This is a genomic window from Pseudomonas sp. MIS38, from assembly GCF_019891575.1.
Taxonomy (GTDB): Bacteria; Pseudomonadota; Gammaproteobacteria; order Pseudomonadales; family Pseudomonadaceae; genus Aquipseudomonas; species Aquipseudomonas putida_A.
Genome location: NZ_JAFLXF010000002.1, coordinates 211,216 through 232,662, shown reverse-complemented (window position 1 = coordinate 232,662; position 21,447 = coordinate 211,216). Strand labels below are relative to the sequence as shown.

The 21,447-nt window shown below is 61.9% G+C and carries 20 protein-coding genes and 1 riboswitch; of the genes, 14 read left to right on the top strand and 6 right to left on the bottom strand.

Annotation, left to right across the window (positions count from 1 at the left end):
* The first annotated feature begins 43 nt into the window (after window positions 1-43).
* The 3 genes from J1G18_RS04620 (at window position 44) to hldE (ending at window position 2,876) form a co-directional block, all read left to right on the top strand.
* Window positions 44-748, top strand: a complete 705-nt coding sequence (locus tag J1G18_RS04620) for a sulfotransferase family 2 domain-containing protein (RefSeq protein ID WP_096794740.1) — start codon at window positions 44-46, stop codon at window positions 746-748.
* The gene (cysC, locus tag J1G18_RS04615; RefSeq protein WP_098966904.1) at window positions 741-1,352 is read left to right on the top strand and encodes an adenylyl-sulfate kinase; all 612 of its coding nucleotides are present in this window, start codon (window positions 741-743) and stop codon (window positions 1,350-1,352) included. The genes J1G18_RS04620 and cysC overlap by 8 nt, the downstream gene beginning before the upstream one ends.
* A gap of 102 nt (window positions 1,353-1,454) precedes the next feature.
* Window positions 1,455-2,876 carry a bifunctional D-glycero-beta-D-manno-heptose-7-phosphate kinase/D-glycero-beta-D-manno-heptose 1-phosphate adenylyltransferase HldE gene (hldE, locus tag J1G18_RS04610; RefSeq protein ID WP_007967376.1) on the top strand — a complete coding sequence of 474 codons (1,422 nt, stop codon included), beginning with the start codon at window positions 1,455-1,457 and terminating at the stop codon, window positions 2,874-2,876.
* A gap of 84 nt (window positions 2,877-2,960) precedes the next feature.
* Here hldE and J1G18_RS04605 read toward each other — a convergent pair whose 3' ends face one another.
* The 4 genes from J1G18_RS04605 to J1G18_RS04590 form a co-directional block, all read right to left on the bottom strand.
* The gene (locus J1G18_RS04605; protein WP_027611383.1) at window positions 2,961-3,929 is read right to left on the bottom strand and encodes a hypothetical protein; all 969 of its coding nucleotides are present in this window, start codon (window positions 3,927-3,929) and stop codon (window positions 2,961-2,963) included.
* Between the two features lie 31 nt (window positions 3,930-3,960).
* On the bottom strand, window positions 3,961-4,773 hold the full coding sequence (locus J1G18_RS04600) for an aldo/keto reductase (RefSeq protein ID WP_134785287.1): 813 nt from the start codon (window positions 4,771-4,773) through the stop codon (window positions 3,961-3,963).
* Entirely contained in the window at window positions 4,770-5,945 is a 1,176-nt protein-coding gene (locus J1G18_RS04595; RefSeq protein WP_223007155.1) for an NAD(P)/FAD-dependent oxidoreductase, read from the bottom strand. Before J1G18_RS04595 ends, J1G18_RS04600 begins: the two co-directional genes overlap by 4 nt.
* Before the next feature lie 205 nt (window positions 5,946-6,150).
* Window positions 6,151-6,483 carry a DMT family transporter gene (locus J1G18_RS04590; protein WP_003221050.1) on the bottom strand — a complete coding sequence of 111 codons (333 nt, stop codon included), beginning with the start codon at window positions 6,481-6,483 and terminating at the stop codon, window positions 6,151-6,153.
* A 102-nt stretch (window positions 6,484-6,585) separates the two neighbouring features.
* On the opposite strand from J1G18_RS04590, the gene J1G18_RS04585 reads away from it, so the two are divergent.
* Both J1G18_RS04585 and waaA read left to right on the top strand, forming a co-directional pair.
* The gene (locus tag J1G18_RS04585; RefSeq protein ID WP_223007154.1) at window positions 6,586-7,488 is read left to right on the top strand and encodes a LysR family transcriptional regulator; all 903 of its coding nucleotides are present in this window, start codon (window positions 6,586-6,588) and stop codon (window positions 7,486-7,488) included.
* A gap of 11 nt (window positions 7,489-7,499) precedes the next feature.
* Window positions 7,500-8,774, top strand: coding sequence for a lipid IV(A) 3-deoxy-D-manno-octulosonic acid transferase (gene waaA / locus J1G18_RS04580; protein WP_135294826.1), 1,275 nt, complete (start codon window positions 7,500-7,502; stop codon window positions 8,772-8,774).
* A gap of 168 nt (window positions 8,775-8,942) precedes the next feature.
* Here waaA and J1G18_RS04575 read toward each other — a convergent pair whose 3' ends face one another.
* Entirely contained in the window at window positions 8,943-10,376 is a 1,434-nt protein-coding gene (locus J1G18_RS04575) for a TolC family outer membrane protein (RefSeq protein ID WP_134785290.1), read from the bottom strand.
* Window positions 10,377-10,581: 205 nt separating this feature from the next.
* Window positions 10,582-10,687: riboswitch (TPP riboswitch) on the top strand.
* Between the two features lie 146 nt (window positions 10,688-10,833).
* Here J1G18_RS04575 and thiC point away from each other — a divergent pair.
* Window positions 10,834-12,723: a phosphomethylpyrimidine synthase ThiC gene (gene thiC, locus J1G18_RS04570; RefSeq protein WP_223007153.1), complete on the top strand. Its 1,890-nt coding sequence runs from the start codon at window positions 10,834-10,836 to the stop codon at window positions 12,721-12,723.
* A gap of 201 nt (window positions 12,724-12,924) precedes the next feature.
* Window positions 12,925-14,217, top strand: a complete 1,293-nt coding sequence (cytX, locus tag J1G18_RS04565; RefSeq protein WP_223007152.1) for a putative hydroxymethylpyrimidine transporter CytX — start codon at window positions 12,925-12,927, stop codon at window positions 14,215-14,217.
* Here the strand turns inward: cytX and J1G18_RS04560 are convergent.
* Window positions 14,186-14,932 carry an RsiV family protein gene (locus J1G18_RS04560; protein WP_027611391.1) on the bottom strand — a complete coding sequence of 249 codons (747 nt, stop codon included), beginning with the start codon at window positions 14,930-14,932 and terminating at the stop codon, window positions 14,186-14,188. The genes cytX and J1G18_RS04560 overlap by 32 nt on opposite strands.
* Before the next feature lie 229 nt (window positions 14,933-15,161).
* Here J1G18_RS04560 and J1G18_RS04555 point away from each other — a divergent pair, with 229 nt between their 5' ends.
* The 7 genes from J1G18_RS04555 to J1G18_RS04525 all read left to right on the top strand — a co-directional run bounded on the left by J1G18_RS04555 (window position 15,162) and on the right by J1G18_RS04525 (window position 21,446).
* Entirely contained in the window at window positions 15,162-15,779 is a 618-nt protein-coding gene (locus J1G18_RS04555; protein WP_210556718.1) for an NUDIX domain-containing protein, read from the top strand.
* The gene (locus J1G18_RS04550; protein ID WP_007967395.1) at window positions 15,770-16,222 is read left to right on the top strand and encodes a DUF1249 domain-containing protein; all 453 of its coding nucleotides are present in this window, start codon (window positions 15,770-15,772) and stop codon (window positions 16,220-16,222) included. Before J1G18_RS04555 ends, J1G18_RS04550 begins: the two co-directional genes overlap by 10 nt.
* A 99-nt stretch (window positions 16,223-16,321) precedes the next feature.
* Window positions 16,322-17,137 (top strand): 3',5'-cyclic-AMP phosphodiesterase, encoded by an 816-nt coding sequence (gene cpdA, locus J1G18_RS04545; protein ID WP_098966917.1) that lies wholly within the window; start codon window positions 16,322-16,324, stop codon window positions 17,135-17,137.
* A 240-nt stretch (window positions 17,138-17,377) separates the two neighbouring features.
* Window positions 17,378-17,986, top strand: a complete 609-nt coding sequence (locus J1G18_RS04540) for a YqiA/YcfP family alpha/beta fold hydrolase (protein WP_134785294.1) — start codon at window positions 17,378-17,380, stop codon at window positions 17,984-17,986.
* Window positions 17,987-18,028: 42 nt separating this feature from the next.
* Window positions 18,029-19,936 carry a DNA topoisomerase IV subunit B gene (gene parE, locus J1G18_RS04535; RefSeq protein ID WP_007967400.1) on the top strand — a complete coding sequence of 636 codons (1,908 nt, stop codon included), beginning with the start codon at window positions 18,029-18,031 and terminating at the stop codon, window positions 19,934-19,936.
* A complete protein-coding gene (locus J1G18_RS04530) occupies window positions 19,936-20,925 on the top strand; it encodes an esterase-like activity of phytase family protein (RefSeq protein WP_223007151.1) in 990 nt (329 codons plus the stop codon). Before parE ends, J1G18_RS04530 begins: the two co-directional genes overlap by 1 nt.
* Window positions 20,922-21,446 carry a TIGR02281 family clan AA aspartic protease gene (locus tag J1G18_RS04525; RefSeq protein WP_027611396.1) on the top strand — a complete coding sequence of 175 codons (525 nt, stop codon included), beginning with the start codon at window positions 20,922-20,924 and terminating at the stop codon, window positions 21,444-21,446. Before J1G18_RS04530 ends, J1G18_RS04525 begins: the two co-directional genes overlap by 4 nt.
* The last annotated feature ends 1 nt before the right edge of the window (window position 21,447 follow it).

Below are 21,447 nucleotides of genomic sequence, written 5' to 3'. Positions count from 1 at the left end.
TGACTTCCATCGAGGGGGCCATCCCCGTCGCGCGGGTGCTTTCATGCTGCAACGCTATCTCTGGAAACTGCTGCCCAAGCCACAGCGGGCTTTTCTGCTCGGGCGCCTGTCGGTGGTCGATCGGCAGGTGGTGAACAAGTCGATGTCGGCCAACCTGACGTTTCCTCAGGCCTTCCAGCAGCGCTCCTGCCTGTTTATCCATGTTCCGAAATGCGCCGGCAGCAGCGTTTGCACGGCGCTGTTCGACGGCTGGCGACCCGGGCACTTGCCGCTGTATTGGTATGAAGAGCAGTTTCCCGAGCAGTTCGCCAACGCCTTCAAGTTCGCTTTTGTTCGCGACCCGCTGGAACGTGCCTATTCGGCCTACGCCTTTTTGCGTGGCAACGAGTTGAGCGCGCGTGACCATATGGCGCAACGGCTGGTGCGGCAGTACCGGGATTTCGACGATTTTGTCGCGCGCTGGCTGCATCCGGAAACGATTGCCCGGCAATTGCACTTTGCGGCGCAGACCGACTTTCTGACGGACTCGCTGGGGCATCTGGCGCTGGACTTCATCGGTTATCAGGAACACTTGACGCGGGATTTTCGTCTGGTTTGCGAACAGTTGGGGCTGACTGGCGAGTTGCCTCACGTCAACGGCTCGCGGGAACGGCAATCGATGCCGGCGCGCGAGTTCTGTTCGGTGCGCACCCGGCGTCTGGTACGTCGGGTTTATCAGCGTGATTACGAGTTGCTCGGGTATGAATGAGTCCCTGTCACTGCCGCTACAGAAGCTCGCCATTCGGCCTTACGGTCTGGCGCTCTCGCACCAGGCCCGGGCAGCGCTCAAGGCACAACACCCACGCTGCCTGTGGTTGACCGGATTTTCCGGCGCCGGCAAGTCAACCCTGGCCAATGCCCTCGAACTGCACCTGCATGCGTCGGGTCTGCACACGTTTTTGCTCGATGGCGACAATGTGCGCAATGGCCTGTGCCGCGACCTGGGCATGAGCGACCTCTGCCGCCGGGAAAACATCCGGCGTATGGCCGAGGTGGCGCGGTTGATGGTCGACGCCGGGCTGATTGTGATCGTTGCGGCCATTTCGCCGTTCCGCGCCGAACGCGACGCCGCGCGCAGGCTGTTTGCCCAGGATGAATTCATTGAAGTGCACGTCAGCACTTCGCTGGAAGTCTGCGCCCGGCGCGATCCGAAAGGTCTGTATCAGGCCGTACGGGAAGGCCGGATCACGCACTTTACGGGCGTGGACAGTCCTTACGAAGCGCCATTGGCAGCCGAGTGGCAAATCGACACCGAGGCGCTGGAATTGTCCGAAGCCTGTGGACAACTGGCGGCACTGGTGCTCAAAAAATGAGCAAAGTAACGGACTGTTTCATCCTGTTGCAGGCTGCACGCAAGCCTGCGCCAACCCTGTGTTAATATCGCGCCCCTGTTCATTTTGTATGTGGGTTGCTCCATGAAGTTGTCCATGCCGCGATTCGATCAAGCCCCAGTCTTGGTGGTCGGCGATGTCATGCTCGACCGTTACTGGCATGGTGGAACCTCACGGATTTCCCCTGAGGCACCGGTACCGGTCGTAAAAGTCGAGCAAATCGAAGACCGCCCGGGCGGTGCTGCCAACGTTGCCTTGAACATTGCCGCGCTGGGCGCGCCGGCGTCACTGGTCGGTGTGACCGGCGACGATGAAGCCGCCGACAGCCTGAGCAACAGTCTCAAGGGCGCGGGCGTGCGTGCCCTGTTCCAGCGCATCGCGCACCAGCCGACCATCGTCAAACTGCGGGTCATGAGCCGGCACCAGCAGTTGCTGCGTATCGACTTTGAAGAACCGTTTGCCACCGATGCGCTGGCCCTGGCCTCGCAGGTCGATGATCTGCTCGAAGGCATCAAGGTGCTGGTGCTGTCGGACTACGGCAAAGGCGCGCTGAAGAACCATCAGGCCCTGATTCAGGCGGCCCGTGCCAAAGGCATTCCGGTGCTGGCCGATCCCAAGGGCAAGGATTTTTCGATCTACCGTGGCGCCAGTCTGATCACGCCGAACCTCAGCGAATTCGAAGCCATCGTCGGCGGTTGCGCCGATGAGCACGAACTGGTGAGCAAGGGCGCGACCCTGATGCACGATCTCGAGCTCGGCGCGCTGCTGGTCACCCGTGGTGAACACGGCATGACCCTGCTGCGTCCGGAGCATCCGGCGCTGCACTTGCCGGCCCGTGCCCGCGAAGTGTTCGACGTGACCGGTGCCGGCGACACGGTGATTTCCACCCTGGCGGCGGCGATCGCTGCCGGTGAAGAACTGCCGCACGCGGTGGCGCTGGCCAATCTGGCGGCGGGCATCGTGGTCGGCAAACTCGGTACTGCGGCGATCAGCGCCCCGGAACTGCGCCGCGCGATTCAGCGTGAAGAAGGTTCGGAGCGTGGGGTGCTAGGTCTGGAACAGCTGGTGCTGGCAGTGGCCGATGCCCGTGCGCATAACGAGCGCATCGTCTTCACCAACGGCTGCTTTGACATTCTGCATGCCGGGCACGTGACCTACCTCGAGCAGGCGCGCGCCCAGGGCGACCGTCTGATCGTGGCGATCAACGATGACGCCTCCGTCAGCCGCCTGAAGGGGCCGGGACGTCCGATCAACAGTGTCGACCGACGCATGGCGGTACTCGCCGGCCTCGGTGCGGTGGACTGGGTGATCAGCTTCCCCGAAGGCACCCCGGAAAACCTGCTGCGCGAGGTCAAGCCGGATGTGCTGGTCAAGGGCGGTGATTACGGTATCGACCAGGTTGTTGGTGCCGATATCGTCAAGGCTTACGGCGGCACGGTGAAAGTGCTGGGTCTGGTGGAAAACAGCTCGACCACGGCGATCGTGGAAAAAATCCGCGGTCAATAAAGCCAAAAGATCGCAGCCTGCGGCAGCTCCTACAGGGAAATGCATTCCATTGTAGAGCTGCCGCAGGCGGCGATCTTTTGCTTTTCAGGAACTGACTTTCTTGCGCGGTACGATCTTCTTCAGCAATTGCCTGGCCTTGCCGCGCAACCGCGCCAGTCCCGTGGGTTTCTCCGGCGGGGTCAGGCCTTGTTGGCGTAACCAGTCCTTCCAGCGAATCCGCTCGTCACGCACCAGCCAGCCATCCTGTCTGGCAAAGCTTTCGGCCAGATACAGACCGCGCGTGCCCGCCGGAGACAGCTGACCTTTCTTCAAGGTATACAGCTCGGCCAGCGGTTCGCCGTCCTGCAACGGCATCAGGTACAAATCCGGGCGCTTGCGGTCCAGTCGCGCCACCAGTTGATCACCTTCCAGGCGTTCATCGACGTGAAACAGACTCAGGGATTTGGCTTCCTTGGGCACGTCCAGGCGCAAGTCGTAGATCAGTTGCAGCGATGCTGTCGGCAGATGCACGTAGGCCCGTGGTCGTTCGAGCAATTGCAGATTGGCGCAACGCACCGGTCGCGCCGAACCGGACTGCGGCGTCAGGCGAAACGGCAGGGCCTCGCGATAATGCAGGGCGGAGGCGTAGGGCGCCGGTAGCCAGGTGTCGTTGAAGCGCCCGCCGAGCCAGCCTTCCGGGGTTTCCAGCAGGCACTCTTCGGCAATTTCCTGAATCGCCGTGTGCAGCGGGATGTTCAGTTCTTGAGCAGGTACGTAACCGGAAATCAGCTTGAGCACGACGTCCCCACGATCCTGCCGACGCTGGCGCACCAGCACCCAGTAATCGCGATTCTGCCAGTGCAGGGTCAGGCGCACAGAGACCCCGAGGTTGGCCAGTTCCACCGCAAAGCGCTCGGCATCCGCCACGCTCACCGGTTTGCGCCGCTGCAGGGTCTGGGCGAAATTCAGCGGCATGCCGACGCTCTGATACGTCAGGCCTTCGGGCGTGGCCTCGACGAACAGCGGCAGCGTCTTGAAGTTGCTCGGGTTCTTTCTGATGAGCGTGCGCGGCATGTCGGCTCCTGCTTAAGGCCGCGGGGCGGCGTCAGTGACCACGAAGGACCTGGGCAACGGTCGCAACGTTATGGGCGAGGTGCAGCGGATTGATCGTCCCGACAATAGCACTGGCCACGCCGGGCTGCTGGAACAACAACTCGAAGCTGGCGCGCACCGGATCCACGCCCGGACTCAGGCATACATGGCCGCTGGCCAGGGCTTTTTTCACCAGAATGGCTTTGCCGTGGGCAGCAGCATAGTCAATGACTGCCTTCTCGTTCTGTTCGTTCAGATTGTAGGTGACCATCGCGCAGTCCCCTTGCTCCAGCGCCTTGAGTCCGCCCTCGACCGTTTTGCCGGAGAAGCCGAAACCGCGAATCTTGCCCTCGGCCTTGAGTGCAGCGAGGGTGGCGTAGACCTCTTCGTGTTCGAGGATGGCCATGTCGTTGCCGTCGGAGTGCACCAGCACCAGGTCGATAAAATCGGTTTCAAGACGTTGCAGGCTGCGCTCCACCGACATCCGCGTGTGCGCCGCACTGAAGTCATGGCGCGACAGGCCGTCGGCAAACTCTTCACCGACCTTGCTGACGATTACCCAGTCCTGCCGCTGGCCGCGCAACAACGGGCCGAGGCGTTCTTCGCTGCGACCGTAGGCCGGGGCGGTGTCGATCAGGTTGATGCCCAACCCTTTGGCCTGCTTGAGCAGCATGCGTGCCGCGTCATCGTCGGGGATCTGGAAACCGTTGGGGTATTTCACCCCCTGGTCGCGGCCGAGTTTGACCGTGCCCAGGCCCAGCGGTGAAACCATCAGGCCGGTGCTGCCCAAGGGGCGATGCAGTTCGTGCAGGGTCGCTACGCTCATGGCAACAGTTGCTCCCAGGCTGGTACGCCCATAGGTGGTTTTGGCAGTGCCGGTAATGGCTCGGCCGGTTGCGGCTGGATACCGTCGCGCTCCAGCGAGGCGATGACCCGGTCAGCAAAGTCTGGCGCCAGTGCGAGTTTGGTCGGCCAGCCCACCAGCAGGCGACCCTGCTCGGCGAGGAAGGCGTTGTCCGGCCGGCTCAGGCCGGTTTGCAGGGGCTCGGCGCGGTCGACGCGCAAGGTCGCCCATTGCACCTGGCTCAGATCGATCCATGGCAGCAACTGGCCGAGCTCTTTCTGCGCGGTGGCGATCTGCTCGGCAGGTTCGCGGGCCACGCCTTCGCTTTCGGCAATGTCGCCGCCCAGGTACCAGACCCAGTTGCCGTCAGCGGCCGGGTGGGTGGTGACGGTGATGCGCGGCTTGGTGCCGCCGCCCAGGCAGTGAGCGTACAGCGGCTTCAGGCTTGGGCCTTTGGCGATGATCATGTGCAGCGGTCGGCGTTGCATCTGTGGATGGGTCAGGCCCAGGTCTTCCAGCAACCGGGCAGTGCCGGCGCCGGCACTGAGGACGATGCGCTGGGCGTGGATTTCACGACCGTCGACCTTCAGGCCGACCAGCACACCGGCTTCCAGCAGCGGCTCGATGGTTTGCCCGGCGAGCAGGCCGTCACCGGCCAGATCGGCCAGGCGCTGGATCAGGCTCGGCACGTCAACCACCAGTTCGGCGAGGCGATAGACCTTACCCTTGAAGCGCTTGTCTTGCAGGGCCGGCGGCAGTTGATCGCCCTTGACCTGATCGACCCGGCCACGCACGGCTTTGCTGGCGAAGAAACTGGTGAGGTTGCCGGCGAGGGTGCCGGGCGACCACAGGTAATGCGCTTCGGACAACAGGCGCACGCCGGACAGGTCCAGCTCGCCGTTGCCGGCCAGCGCTTCACGCCAGCGGCGCGGCATGTCGGCGATGGCTTCCGAGGCGCCGGTCAGCGCACCGTGCAACGCATATTTGGCGCCGCCGTGAATGATGCCCTGGGACTTCACGCTCTGCCCGCCGCCGAGACTGGCGCTCTCCACCAGCACGGTCGAAAAACCCTGACGGCGCAGACGCGCGTTCAGCCAGAGGCCGGCGACACCAGCGCCGACAATCAGAACGTCGGTGGAAATAACGGATGGCATGCAACGACCTCAGTGTTCAAGACGAGGGCGCAGTATACAGACTCGGGAAAGAGCGGGATTTGTCGATGATCAACAGGGCAGATGCAAAACCAAATGTGGGAGCGGGCTTGCTCGCGAATGCGCTGTGTCAGTTAACGGAAATGTTGTCTGATACACCGCCTTCGCGAGCAAGCCCGCTTCCACAGGGGATTTGCGTTACTGCAAATCAGTGCCCGGCAGTCTTGGAGAACAGCTGGATGACCACCACGCCGAGCACGATCAGCGCCATCCCGAGCATCGCCGGCACGTCCAGCTTCTGCCCATAAATGAACAGCGCTGCGACGCTGACCATGACGATGCCCATGCCCGCCCACACGGCGTAGGCGACCCCCACCGGCACAGTGCGCACCACCAGCGTCAGCATCCAGAAAGCAATCCCGTAGCCGACGATCACCAGAATCAACGGCAGCGGGGTGCTCAAGCCTTTGACCGCTTTCATCGAAACGGTGGCGATCACTTCGGCGCAGATGGCGATAGCCAGGAAGGCGTAGGCGTTCATGTGTAGATCCTCATGTAAAACGTTGCTTGCTGAGGCGGCATTCTAGTCGCTCTTCAGATGGGGTAAAGTCATTACCTATCTGTTTTGAAGATGGGTTGCAGCATGAATACCCTGTGGAATCTGGAACAACTGCGCGCCTTCGTCAGCGTCGCCGAACAGCGCTCGTTTTCTGCCGTGGCGCGCCAGCAGCGCAAGGCGCAGTCGGCGATCAGCAGTGCGATTGCCATGCTGGAGGACGATTTGGGCGTCAGCCTGTTCGAGCGTAGCAGTGGTCGCTCACCCAGGCTCACCGAAGCGGGCGAAGCCCTGCTCGAAGAAGCCCGGGAAGTGTTGCGCCAATGTGCGCGGCTGAACGGTCGGGCGATGGCAATGATGCGCGGCCAGGAAGCGCAGTTGCGCGTGGCGCAGGATGAAGCGATGCCGTATCAGGCACTGGTGGAAAGCTTCGATGCGCTGGCCGAGCAATTTCCCAGCCTTGAAGTGCAACTGACCAGCGCCGCCCAGGGTGAAGTCGCACGCAAACTGGTCGAGCGTCGCGCCGATCTGGGCCTGCTGTTCTATCACGATGAAATCCCCGAAGCGCTGGAGCGTCGGGTATTGGGCCGGGTGGAAATGGTCACCGTCTGCGGGATCAATCATCCGCTGGCGACGCAGTCCTACGTCACCTGCCAGCAACTGGCGCAGCATCGGCAATTGCTGATGTCGACGCAAACCAGCGTCTACCCCGGCAACGAACCGGCTAGCCCGCAGGTGTGGCGCGCTGACAGTTTCTACGTGATGGCCGAATGGTTGGTGCGGGATCTGGGCTGGGCCTGGCTACCCCGGCATGTGGTGCAGTATTCGGCTTATCAGGGCCTGATGGTCGAACTGGACAGCGAATGGACCCCGCCGGCGTTGGTGGTGGAGCTGGTCTGGCGCCGGGATGAACCCCTCGGCCCGGCTGCGCGCTGGCTGGCTGAACGTTTTGCCGTGCACTTGCGGGCGATTGGCGGCAAAAGTCGATAAACTCCGCCGCCATGAATAGAACTCTCTACACCGCGCTGTTTTACCTGGGGCTGCCATTGGTGGCGATTCGGCTGTGGCTGCGCTCGCGCAAGGCCCCGGCATATGCCAAACGGATTGGCGAGCGCTTCTCTTACGGGATGCCGCGACTGCAACCCGGCGGGATCTGGGTGCACGCGGTGTCGGTGGGCGAAAGCATTGCCGCCGCGCCGATGATTCGCGCCTTGCTGCAGCGTTATCCACAGCTGCCGATCACCGTGACCTGCATGACGCCGACCGGATCGGAACGGATTCAGGCACTGTTCGCCAATGAGCCGCGCATCCAGCATTGCTATCTGCCCTATGACTTGCCGTGCGCAGCGGCGCGTTTTCTTGATCACGCCAAACCGAAACTGGCGGTGATCATGGAAACCGAACTGTGGCCCAACCACATCCATCAGTGCGCCAAGCGCGGGATTCCGGTGGCGCTGGCCAACGGGCGATTGTCCGAGCGCTCGGCCCGAGGCTATGGCCGCTTCAGCAAGCTGACCGCGCCGATGCTCGCTGAAATGAGTTTTTTTGCGGTGCAGACCGAAGCCGAAGCCCAACGGTTCCGCGATCTCGGCGCCCGCCCGCAGACGGTTGAAGTCACCGGTTCGATCAAGTTCGATCTGACCATCGACCCGCAACTGCTGCAACGTGCCGCTGAGCTGCGCGGGCAGTGGCAAGCGCTGGAGCGCCCGGTATGGATCGCCGCCAGCACCCACGAAGGCGAAGACGAGGTCGTGCTCGACGCCCATCGTCGGCTGCTGGCGAACTACCCGAATGCGCTGCTGATTCTGGTGCCGCGCCATCCCGAGCGCTTCAACTCGGTGTTCGAGTTGTGCCAGCGTGAAGGCTTTGCCACGGTGCGCCGTTCCACCGGTGCCAACGTCGAAGCGGACACTTCAGTGCTGCTTGGCGACACCATGGGCGAACTGCTGTTTCTCTATGCGCTGGCTGACAGTGCTTTCGTCGGCGGCAGCCTGGTGCCCAACGGCGGGCATAACCTGCTGGAGCCGGCGGCACTGGCAAAACCTGTGCTCAGCGGCCCGCATCTGTTCAACTTCCTCGACATCGCCGCGCAGTTGCGCGAGGCCGGTGCGCTGGCCGAAGTGGATGATGCCGAAGGGCTGGCGGTGGAAGTGCAGCGCCTGTTCGAATTGCCGCGCGATGCGCAACGCATGGCCGAGGCCGGGCTGGCGGTGATGCGCCGTAATCAGGGAGCGTTGCAGCGGTTGCTGGATGGGCTGGGCAGGTTGATCAAATAGTCGCTTGGAACATTTATTGTGGCGAGGGGATTCATCCCCGATCGGCTGCGCAGCAGTCGTTAACCCTGCTTGCCATATCTGACTGAATCACCGCGGTGAATGGTTTTGGGGCTGCTACGCACCCCATCGGGGATAAATCCCCTCGCCACAGGGGATTTTCCAGATTGTTTACGGGCGCGCCTTGAGCTGTGCTTCGGCTGCCTTGGCCAGATCCGGCGGGAGGAAGTCCTTGTCCGGGTTGTAGTCGGGCTTCAGATAGCGTGCCAGGTCCTGCAAGTCACCCGGATTCAACGTCCCCGCCGCCTGCTTCAAGCGCAGGTTGTCGAGGATGTAGTCGTAGCGGGTGTTGTTGTAGTTGCGCACCGAGGTGTACAGCTGGCGCTGGGCGTCGAGCACATCGACGATGTTGCGCGTACCCACCTGATAACCGATTTCCGTGGCTTCCACCGCGCTCTGGTTGGAGATGATCGACTGGCGGCGCGCCTGCACCTGCTCGACATCGGTGTTCACCGCGCGGTGCAGGTTGCGGGTGTTTTCCACCACTTGCCGGCGCAGGGATTCGCGCTGTTGCTCGCTCTGATCCAGTTGCGCATAGGACTGGCGCACTTGCGAACTGGTCAGCCCGCCGCTGTAGATTGGAATGTTCAGTTGCAGGCCCAGGGTGCTTTGCTCGACGTTGCCACTGTACGGCGTACCGAAGGCGTTCGGGTTGGCGAAACCGAGGGCGTCGTTGTCACCCTTTTCGTATTTGGCCACGGCATCGAGGGTCGGCAGGTGACCGGCCTTGCGCTGTTTGAGGGTCTGTTCGGCGGAGCTGACCGCAAAGTTGCTCGCCAGCAGATTGAGGTTCTGCTTGCCCGCGGTGTCGACCCAAGCCTTGGCGTCGTTTGGCGCCGGCGGCAGGATCGGCAGCGTGTGGACGATGCCCTGAATCGAGTTGTACTGACGGTTGGTCAGGGTGATCAGCGCTTCGAACGCATCGTCAACCTGACGCTGCGCAACGATACGGTTGGCGCGCGCGGTGTCGTAACTGGCCTGCGATTGCAGGACATCGGTCTTGTCCGACAGGCCGACATCGAAACGCTCGTTGGACTGGTCGAGCTGACGCTTGAACGCGGCTTCTTCAGCCTTGGTCGAGGCCAGGTTGTCCTGGCTGCGCAGCACGTTGAAGTAGCTTTCAGCCGATTGCAGGATCAGGTTCTGCTCGGTGGCCGACAGTTGCAGGGCGGCTTGTTCGTTGACGTCTTTCGCCGCTTGGTACTGGAACCAGCGATCGGCGCGGAACAAGGGTTGTGCCAGGGTCGCCTGATAGGAATGCGCGCTGCGATTGGCAATGGCTGAAGGCTGGTCGATCGAGGTGCGCACATTCGCCACTTCGGCGCCGCCAGACAAGTTCGGCAGCAAGCCGGCACGGGCCTGTGGCACCACTTCTTTCTGGGCGCCGTACTGGGCGCGGGCGGCGGCCAGATCGGCGTTGTTGTCGACGGCTTCCTGATAGACGCTGACCAGATCGGTCTTGGTCGACAAGGGCGCTTCTGCTGCCCAGGCCATTGCGTTGGACGCACAAGACACGGCAAGAGCCAGTGAAAGTTTGCGCAGCATGAGGCGATCCCTAGCAAAAATATTACGAAAATAATGTGCGCGCCAAGGCTACGGCGCGGCCCCGGCAGCGTCAAGGCGCGCAGGGCACAGCGAGTGTAGTTGCGCAATCGTGCGGCAACAATCCTGCAAGTCCCGGTAATTGCGCCATTCATCATGGTGTTTGCCGCGGTGTTGGCGTTCTTTGCCGGTTGTGTCTAGACTGGCCGGGTTCTTGTCGGGGTGCCTTGCTATGAGGCTGAGATCGAATAATTTCGGATCCCGTTGAACCTGATCAGGTTAGCGCCTGCGTAGGGAACAAGATTTCTCGTCACCCGGCGAGTCCTCTTGTGCTTCGTCCGGGATATTGTTCGACAATCGAACGCTCGACGACGATGCACAGCACCAGTCTTGGTGCGTCCGTGCCTTTCAGGTTCTGCTCCGACAATCCATTGCCTGGATGCTGTCTGGAGAGCCCGTGATGACGATAAAAGCAAAAAACGCGATCAACCTGAGTGACTCGGCCAAGGTCGATGAGCAGTCGGTTCAGCCGTTCACCCGTTCGCAGAAAGTCTACGTTCAGGGCTCGCGCCCGGACATCCGCGTGCCGATGCGCGAAATCACCCTCGATGTGACGCCGACCGACTTCGGCGGCGAAATCAACGCACCGGTCACCGTCTACGACACCTCCGGCCCGTACACCGATCCGAACGTGGTGATCGACGTGCGCAAAGGTCTGGGCGACGTGCGTTCGGCGTGGATCGACGACCGTGGCGACACCGAGCGTTTGCCGGGCCTGAGTTCCAATTTCGGCCAGGAGCGCCTCGCTGACCCGGAGCTGACCAAACTGCGTTTCGCTCACGTCAACAACCCGCGCCGGGCCAAGGCCGGGGCCAACGTCAGCCAGATGCACTACGCGCGCAAAGGCATCATCACCGCCGAGATGGAATACGTCGCCATCCGCGAAAACATGAAGCTGCAAGAGGCCCGCGCCGCCGGCCTGCTGAACCAGCAACACGCCGGCCACAGCTTCGGCGCGAGCATTCCGAAAGAAATCACCGCTGAATTCGTCCGCGAAGAAATCGCCCGTGGTCGCGCGATCATTCCGGCCAACATCAACCACGTCGAACTGGAACCGATGATCATCGGCCGTAACTTCCTGGTGAAGATCAACGGCAACATCGGCAACAGCGCCCTGGGTTCGTCCATCGAAGAAGAAGTGGCGAAACTGACCTGGGGCATTCGCTGGGGCTCGGACACGGTGATGGACCTGTCCACCGGCAAACACATTCACGAAACCCGCGAGTGGATCATCCGCAACTCGCCGGTGCCGATCGGTACCGTGCCGATCTATCAGGCGCTGGAGAAGGTCAACGGCGTCGCTGAAGACCTGACCTGGGAGCTGTTCCGCGACACGCTGATCGAACAGGCCGAGCAGGGCGTCGACTACTTCACCATCCACGCCGGCGTGCTGTTGCGCTACGTGCCGCTGACCGCCAAACGCGTGACCGGCATCGTTTCCCGTGGCGGTTCGATCATGGCCAAGTGGTGCCTGGCGCACCACAAAGAGAACTTCCTCTACACCCACTTCGACGAAATCTGCGAAATCATGAAGGCCTACGACGTCAGCTTCTCGCTGGGCGATGGCCTGCGTCCGGGCTCGATTGCCGACGCCAACGACGAAGCGCAATTCGGCGAACTGGAAACCCTCGGCGAGCTGACCAAGATTGCCTGGAAACACGACGTGCAGTGCATGATCGAAGGCCCGGGCCACGTGCCGATGCAGTTGATCAAAGAGAACATGGACAAGCAGCTGGAGTGCTGCGACGAGGCGCCGTTCTACACCCTCGGCCCGCTGACCACCGACATCGCGCCGGGTTACGACCACATCACCTCGGGTATCGGTGCGGCGATGATCGGCTGGTTCGGTTGCGCCATGCTCTGCTACGTGACGCCGAAGGAACACCTCGGCTTGCCGAACAAGGATGACGTGAAGACCGGGATCATCACCTACAAGATCGCCGCCCACGCAGCGGACCTGGCCAAAGGGCATCCGGGCGCGCAGATTCGCGACAACGCCTTGAGCAAGGCGCGTTTCGAATTCCGTTGGGAAGACCAGTTCAACCTCGGTCTGGACCCGGACACCGCGCGTTCGTATCACGATGAAACCCTGCCGAAGGACTCGGCCAAGGTCGCGCACTTCTGCTCGATGTGCGGGCCGAAATTCTGCTCGATGAAGATCACTCAGGAAGTCCGTGAATACGCGGCCAACCAGCGGATCGACGCGGTCGACGTGGACGTCGCCCAAGGCCTGGCGGAACAGGCCGAGCGGTTCAAGAAGGAAGGCAGTCAGCTCTATAAAAAAGTCTGATCCCTGACTGATCTTTTGTGGTGAGGGGATTTATCCCCGATCGACTGCGCAGCAGTCGCAATTTTGAGAACCGGGTCCTTCAGATGTACCGCATTCTCAGGTTTTGGGGCTGCTTCGCAGCCCATCGGGGATGAATCCCCTCGCCACAAGTGGGCCAGCTTGATCACACACAACAACAAATGTCCCTCTGAGATAACACCCTTGAGCATTCAACCCGGCACTTATTCCCCCGACCTCGCCGTACCCGCCGACAAGCGAGTATTCGGCGGTCGCGATCTGTTTTCCCTGTGGTTTTCCCTCGGCATCGGCCTGATGGTATTACAAACCGGTGCCTTGCTCGCGCCGGGTCTGGGCCTTTCCGGTTCGCTGCTGGCGATTTTCCTCGGCACGCTGGTTGGCGTGCTGCTGCTGGCAGCGGTCGGCGTGATCGGCAGCGATACCGGTCTGTCGTCGATGGCCGCACTGAAACTGAGCCTCGGCAGCAAAGGCGCGAGCCTGCCGGCGCTGCTCAACCTGCTGCAACTGATCGGTTGGGGTTCGTTCGAAATCATCGTCATGCGCGACGCCGCCAGTCTGCTCGGCAGCCGTGCGTTCAGCGAAGGTTCGCTGTGGGCCAGCCCGATGCTCTGGACCTTGTGCTTCGGCGCACTGGCGACTTTGCTCGCGGTCAGCGGGCCGCTGACGTTCGTGCGCAAGATCCTGCGTAAATGGGGTATCTGGCTGATCCTCGCCGCGTGCATCTGGCTGACCTGGAATCTGTTCGCCAAGGCTGATCTGGCGGCACTCTGGGCGCGTACCGGAGACGGCTCAATGCCGTTTGCCGTGGGCTTCGACATTGCCATCGCGATGCCGTTGTCGTGGCTGCCGCTGATCGCTGATTACTCGCGCTTCGGCAAGCGTGCGAAGAACGTCTTCGGCGGCACCGCCATCGGTTTCTTCATCGGCAATTTCTGGTTGATGAGCCTCGGCGTGGCCTACACCCTGGCGTTTGCGCCGAGCGGAGAAGTCAATGCGTTGCTGCTGGCACTGGCCGGGGCCGGTCTGGGCATTCCACTGTTGCTGATTCTATTGGATGAGTCGGAAAACGCTTTCGCCGACATTCATTCGGCCGCGGTGTCGAGCGGGATTCTGTTGCGCTTGAAAGTCGAGCATCTGGCCTTGGCCATCGGCGTGATCTGCACCCTGATTGCACTGCTGGCGCCGTTGGCGCAGTACCAGAACTTCCTGTTGCTGATCGGCTCGGTGTTTGCGCCGCTGTTCGGCGTGGTGCTGGTGGATCACTTCATCCTGCGCAAGCGCAGCGCTCAGGTGGCGTCAGCCGCATTGCGCTGGCCGGCGCTGTTGGCGTGGCTGGGCGGGATCAGCACCTACCACTTGCTGGCGAATCTGTATCCGGATGTCGGCGCGACCCTGCCGGCACTGGTGCTGGCAGGGCTGTTGCAACTGGTGCTCGGTCGGGCGTTCAGTTACGGCCGGGAAACAGCTCGGGTTTGAGAATGCCGTTCAGACGCGGGTAAGGGATCTTCAGTTCGACGTGGCCCAGCGCGTAAGGCGCGATGGTGCTCACGTCGTACTTGAGGATCACGCCACCGTAGGTCAGCGCCACGTTCGGGGTTTTGACGAACGGCCAGCTCTTCACGAAATCCGCTTCCTGATCGAGCTTGGTGCTGATCAGCCAGCTGTTATGCGCCACTTGCGCCGCTTTCCAGAACGCCTCTTCCTGACCCGGCAGCAACATGTCCGACAGGTTCAGCACTTTATGCTGCTGACGCGAATAGTTGATGAAACCGCGGCCCGGCGTGCCATGGGCGCCGCCGGTGTCGAGGTAGCTCGACAGTTCGATGATCACCAAGCCGTCATGCTGCTCGCGTACCTTGGCCTGCAAATAGCTGCTGTTGCGCGGGCCGGCGTTGCGCAGGAATTGATCACGATAGGCGGCCAGGGTTGGCGCTACCGCTGCGTTTTGCTCGGTGCGGGTCATTTGCAGCAGGCGTTTTTCGATAATGCCGTCCAGCGCAGGCTCGGCCGCGAAGTGCACGGTATCGATATTCACCAGCGGGCAGTCCGGATTGGAACAGCCGGGTTTCAGGGTTTCCGACGCATCGCGGGTGGTTTCCAGCGGCGTGCGGTAGTTGGGCTGGAACAGGTTGGCGCAGGCGCCCAGGGTCAGGGCGATGGCGGCCACGGAGGCAATTTTGAAAAGCGACATGGGCGTCCTTTCTGAAACAGGGGAAGGCAAAAAGTTATCCGCTTCGACTCTCGCCGAAGCAGTCAGTTCGCCACTAAGCTAATTAGAGTGGGTTTCGCCTCCACCGTCCATCCCGCTGACGGTAAAGGGGCTGCATCAATCATCGCGGGCGCGTTAGGATGGCGCGAAGTCGAGGCCGCCAGTAACCAAAAGCAGCCTCGTATTGGATTTGCAGCAAGAGAGGATGCTCATGACAGATTTTGCCAACGCCACTCCGGCCACCGTCGATGTTGTAAAGCGCGAGCGCTGCTACGAGGGCTTCTACAAGCTCGACCGTTTGCACCTGCGCCATGAGCTGTTCGCCGGGGGCATGAGCCGCGAGATCAACCGCGAAGTCTTCGTGCGTCACGATGCCGTGTGCCTGCTGCCCTACGATCCGCAGCGCGATGAAGTGGTGCTGCTCGAGCAGTTTCGCGTCGGTGCCATGGGCAAGACCGACAACCCGTGGCTGGTTGAACTGGTCGCCGGTCTGATCGACAAGGCCGAAGTGCCGGAAGAAGTTGCTCACCGCGAGGCGCAGGAGGAAGCTGGGCTGGACATCAAGGCCCTGTGGCCGATGACCCAATATTTCCCGTCGCCGGGTGGCAGCAACGAATACGTGCATTTGTTTCTGGGGCGTTGCAGTACAGAAGGCGTAGGCGGCCTGCATGGGCTGGAGGAAGAAGCAGAAGACATCCGTGTCACGGTCTGGGCCTTTGAAGATGCCTTGCAGGCCGTCCGTGACGGACGCATTGCCAACGCGGCGAGCATCATCGCCTTGCAATGGCTGGCGCTGAACCGCGCCGAAGTGAGGGGGTTATGGTCGTAAACAAGCTGCGCGATCGCTATCGAGTCGACCTCGCCGGGCTGCAAGCCGCCTGCGAGGCCAACTACGCGCGCCTGATGCGACTGGTGCCGGATATGCGCAACGACCCCGAGGCGCGGCGGATCGCCGTGACCCAGGGCGAGCAGATGCTCGGCGTGCTGGCCCTCGAAGTGCTGCAGACTTGCCCCTACACCACCACTTTGCAGGTGCGTCAGGAACACAGTTTGCCGTGGCTGCCGGTGCCGCAACTGGAAGTGCAGGTCTATCACGACGCGCGCATGGCCGAGGTGATCAGCGCCGAACATGCACGACGCTTTCGCGGCATCTATCCTTACCCGAACGCCGCGATGCATCAGCCGGATGAAAAGGCCCAGCTCAATCTGTTCCTCGGGGAATGGCTGAGCCATTGTCTGGCCCTGGGGCACGAGTACGAAGTCGTACGCTAGTTGTGAACTGCGTCCGGTTCGCCGGTTTCCTCTTTGCGTCATCCCCCAGCATAATTGCGGCACTCAACCGATTCCGTGCTTTTGCCCTGGGAGAACGCCTTGCCGAGCGTATCCACATTGACCACCGCCGATCCGGCGTTGCTGGTGCAGTTATCCGACAGTCATCTGTTCGCCGAGGCGGACGGCACACTGCTGGGCATGAACACCCGCGAGAGCCTGCAAAAGGTCATCGAACTGGTGCTCAGGCAGCAACCTCGGATCGACTTGATTCTGGCCACGGGGGACCTTTCCCAAGATGGCACTCTGGAGTCGTATCAACAGTTTCGTGAGATGACGGCGCAGATCGATGCGCCGGCGCGCTGGATTCCCGGCAATCACGATGAGCCGCAAATCATGGCTCAGGCCGCAGTGCAAAGTGCATTGCTGGAGTCAGTGGTCGATGTCGGCAACTGGCGCGTGACCTTGCTCGACTCGGCGGTGCCGGGCTCTGTGCCGGGGTATCTGCAGGATGATCAGTTGCAACTGCTGGCGCGCTCGCTGAGCGAAGCGCCGGAGCGCCATCATCTGGTGTGTTTCCACCATCATCCGGTGCCGGTGGGTTGTGCCTGGGCGGAGCCGATCGGTTTGCGCAATCCCGAAGCATTCTTCGACGTGCTCGATCGTTTTCCTCAGGCTCGCGCGGTGCTGTGGGGGCATGTGCATCAGGAGATCGACCGCGAACGCAACGGCGTACGGCTGATGGCCTCGCCATCGACCTGCATTCAGTTCGAGCCCGGCAGTCACGACTTCAAGGTCGGCGAACAGGCGCCGGGCTATCGCTGGTTGCGGCTGTTGCCGGACGGGCGGCTGGAAACCGGTGTCGAGCGCGTTACCGACTTCCAATTCACCGTCGATTACGGCTCCGAAGGCTACTGATTTCGATCAAGAGCCCCTCACCCCAGCCCTCTCCCGGAGGGAGAGGGAGCTGACCGAGGTGTCTGGCGTTATCCATCGACCTGAAAGAATGTGTCGATTATGGATTCGCTGAAACTCGCTCAAGTCGGTGTAGCTCTTGAATATCCCCCATTCAGTCCCTTTCCCTCCGGGAGAGGGCTAGGGTGAGGGGCTTTCTCCCTGTAAACTCCGCTATCTTTCGCCGACACCCAGGGAGCTCAAATGTCCGGTTCGATCCTCTATATCCACGGTTTCAACAGCGCGCCGGCCTCGAAAAAGGCCTGTCAGCTGGTCGAGGTGATGGAACGGCTGGGTTTGAGCGACCAATTGCGTGTCCCGGCGCTGCATCACCACCCGCGTGAAGCCATCGGTCAGTTGCAGCGGGCGATTGCCGAGCTGGGCCGGCCGTTGCTGGTGGGAAGCTCACTCGGCGGCTACTATGCGACTCACCTGGCTGAGCGCCACGGCTTGAAAGCCCTGCTGGTCAACCCGGCGGTCAGCCCGCACCGGATGTTCGACGGCTACCTGGGCACACAGAAAAACCTGTATACCGATGAGACCTGGGAATTGACCCACGACCATGTGACGGCCCTGGCCGAGCTGGAAGTGCCGGCACCCGTGGATGCACAGCGTTATCAGGTGTGGTTGCAGACCGGCGATGAAACACTGGATTATCGCCTCGCCCAGCAGCATTACCGGGCCTGCGCCTTGCGCATTCAGGCCGGCGGCGACCATGGTTACCAGGGTTTTGCCGAACAATTACCGGCGTTGTTGAGTTTTGCCGGCATTGGCGCCGATTTGTATCAGGCAATCGATTTCACCGCACTGTGAAGTCTTGCCCCTTTTTCATTGAATCACTGACGACGAGACCCTATGGCCACTCCCAGCGCTAGCTCTTATAACGCCGACGCCATCGAAGTCCTCTCGGGCCTCGACCCGGTGCGCAAACGCCCCGGCATGTACACCGACACCAGTCGGCCGAACCACCTCGCCCAGGAAGTCATCGACAACAGTGTCGACGAAGCCCTGGCCGGCCACGCCAAATCGGTGCAGGTCATTCTGCACGCCGATCACTCGCTGGAAGTCAGCGACGACGGTCGCGGCATGCCGGTCGACATTCACCCGGAAGAGGGCGTATCGGGTGTCGAGCTGATCCTCACCAAGCTGCATGCGGGCGGCAAGTTTTCCAACAAGAACTACCAGTTCTCCGGCGGTCTGCACGGGGTGGGTATTTCCGTGGTCAACGCCTTGTCGACCGAAGTCCGGGTGCGCGTGAAGCGTGACGGCAACGAATACCAGATGACCTTCAAGGATGGCTTCAAGGCCACCGAGCTGGAAATCGTCGGCACCGTTGGCAAGCGCAACACCGGCACCAGCGTGTACTTCGCGCCGGATCCGAAATACTTCGATTCACCGAAATTCTCCATCAGCCGCCTCAAGCACGTGCTCAAGGCCAAGGCTGTGCTGTGCCCGGGGCTGCTGGTCAGCTTCGAAGACAAGGGCACCGGCGAGAAAGTCGAGTGGCATTACGAGGACGGCCTGCGCTCCTATCTGGTGGACGCGGTCAGCGAATTCGAACGCCTGCCGGACGAGCCGTTCTGCGGCAGCCTCGCCGGTAATAAAGAAGCGGTCGACTGGGCGCTACTGTGGTTGCCGGAAGGTGGCGACGCGGTGCAGGAAAGCTACGTCAACCTGATCCCGACGGCGCAGGGCGGTACCCACGTCAACGGTCTGCGTCAGGGCCTGCTCGATGCGATGCGCGAGTTCTGCGAATTCCGCAGCCTGCTGCCGCGCGGGGTGAAGCTGGCGCCGGAAGACGTCTGGGAACGCATCGCTTTCGTGCTGTCGATGAAGATGCAGGAACCGCAATTCTCTGGCCAGACCAAAGAGCGTCTGTCGTCCCGTGAAGCAGCGGCATTCGTTTCCGGCGTCGTGAAAGATGCATTCAGCCTGTGGCTCAACGCCAACCCGGAAACCGGTTTGGCGCTGGCCGAACTGGCGATCAACAACGCCGGTCGCCGCCTGAAAGCGAGCAAGAAAGTCGAGCGCAAGCGCGTCACCCAGGGGCCGGCGTTGCCGGGCAAACTGGCTGACTGCGCGGGTCAGGATCCGATGCGTTCCGAGCTGTTCCTGGTCGAAGGTGATTCCGCCGGCGGTTCCGCCAAGCAAGCGCGGGACAAGGAATTCCAGGCGATCCTGCCGTTGCGCGGCAAGATCCTCAACACCTGGGAAGTCGATGGCAGCGAAGTGCTGGCCAGCCAGGAAGTGCACAACATCGCCGTGGCCATCGGGGTCGATCCGGGTGCGGCAGACATGAGTCAGCTGCGCTACGGCAAAATCTGCATCCTCGCCGACGCCGACTCCGACGGTCTGCACATCGCGACGCTGCTGTGCGCGTTGTTCGTCCAGCATTTCCGCCCGCTGGTGGACGCCGGTCACGTCTACGTGGCGATGCCGCCGCTGTACCGCATCGATCTCGGCAAAGAGATCTACTACGCCCTCGACGAAGCCGAGCGCGACGGGATTCTCGATCGTCTGGTGGCCGAGAAGAAACGCGGCAAACCGCAGGTCACCCGATTCAAAGGTCTGGGTGAAATGAACCCGCCGCAACTGCGTGAAACCACCATGGACCCGAACACCCGGCGCCTGGTGCAGTTGACGCTGGGCGATGATTTTGCCGAAACCTCGGAAATGATGGACATGTTGCTGGCGAAGAAACGCGCCGGTGACCGCAAGACCTGGCTCGAATCCAAGGGCAACCTTGCCGAGGTGCTGGCCTGATGCGGTTTGGCTGGGCCTTGGCGGGTGCATTGCTGCTGAGTGCGATGGGCGTGTCGGCGGAGCCGCTGCAGGAGTTGCGCGTGCTCTCGGAACATCCGGTCGAAGGCATGCGTGGTGGCAACCTGTCGGGACTGGCCATGTGTGGCAGCGAGTTGTGGACGGTGTCGGACCGCGATGACGATCAGATCTATCGGCTCAATACCGCCGATCAGGTCTGGCAGGCCGAAGCCTTGCACATCGACGTGCCGCTGGTGCCGGAGACCGGTTTGCCGTGGGGATTGCGCTCGCGCAATTGGGCCGCGTCGTTCGTGCGCGGTGGCGACCTCGATTTCGAAGGCATCAGCTGCGACAGCGCCGGCAATCGCTACATTGTCAGCGAGGGCCACGCGGCGGTCTTGCAGGTGCCCGTCAGCGGCCCGGTCAACTGGCTGAAGATTTCGCCGATGATGGTTCGCGAAGCGCGGGCCAGTGGCATGCTCCTGCATTTCAATGCGATCTTCGAAGGTCTGGCGATCAACCCGGCGGGCGATCAGATGTGGCTGGCCGGCGAACGGCAAAACCGCGGCTTGCTGCTGATCAAGCGTCAGCAGACGGTGTGGGATTGCGACGGTCGTTGCGTGCTGCTCAGCGAGGGCGGCAAGGAGATGCAGCCGCCGCAGTTCCCGCACGCCAAAGCGGTCGACCGCGACTTTTCCGACCTTTCGTTGTTCAACGGCAAATTGTTTACCCTTGAACGCAACGCCTTCCAGATTTGTCGGCGCGACGCGCAGACTGCCAAGGTCGAGCGCTGCTGGTCGTACGCCGCTGAACTGTTGCAGGCCAACCGCCGTTACTCGCAGAACTTCGGGTTGGAAGAAGCATTGATCGTTGATGCTGATGGTGCGTGGGTCGGCGTCGACAATAATTTCGGCCCCCGCGCCGACGGTGAGGTTCGCCCGATCGTCTGGCGCTTCGCCGCGCCTGAAGGTGGCTGGAGCGCCAAGCCGTGAGTCAGCAACCGCCGGGCAAGCGCGCCGGCCGGGTGTTGATGATTCTGGCCTGGTGCGCGGGGCTGTTTCTGGCCACGCGGTTTTTCGGCCAGTGGGAAGAACGTCAGCAGAATCCGAACGTGGTGGTCACGTCCGAGCAGCATGGCGGCGTGATCGAGGTGAAGCTGGCAGGCAACGCCCAAGGGCATTTTGTCGCCAGCGGCCAGATCAACGGTGAGCCGGTGGAGTTCATGCTCGACACCGGCGCGACCGATGTGGCGATCCCGGCGGATCTGGCCAAACGGTTAAAGCTGGAAGAAGGTTTCGGCGTGACCCTGAGCACGGCCAACGGCCTGAGCCAGGGCTACCGGACAAAGATCGACCGTCTGCAACTGGGCGACATTGTGCTGCGGGACGTCCGCGCGCTGGTGGCGCCAGGTCTGCATGGCGATCAGGTGCTGCTCGGCATGAGCGCCCTGAACAAACTTGAATTTACCCAGCGCGGCGGCACCATGCTGCTGCGCCAGACAACGAACCGATGAG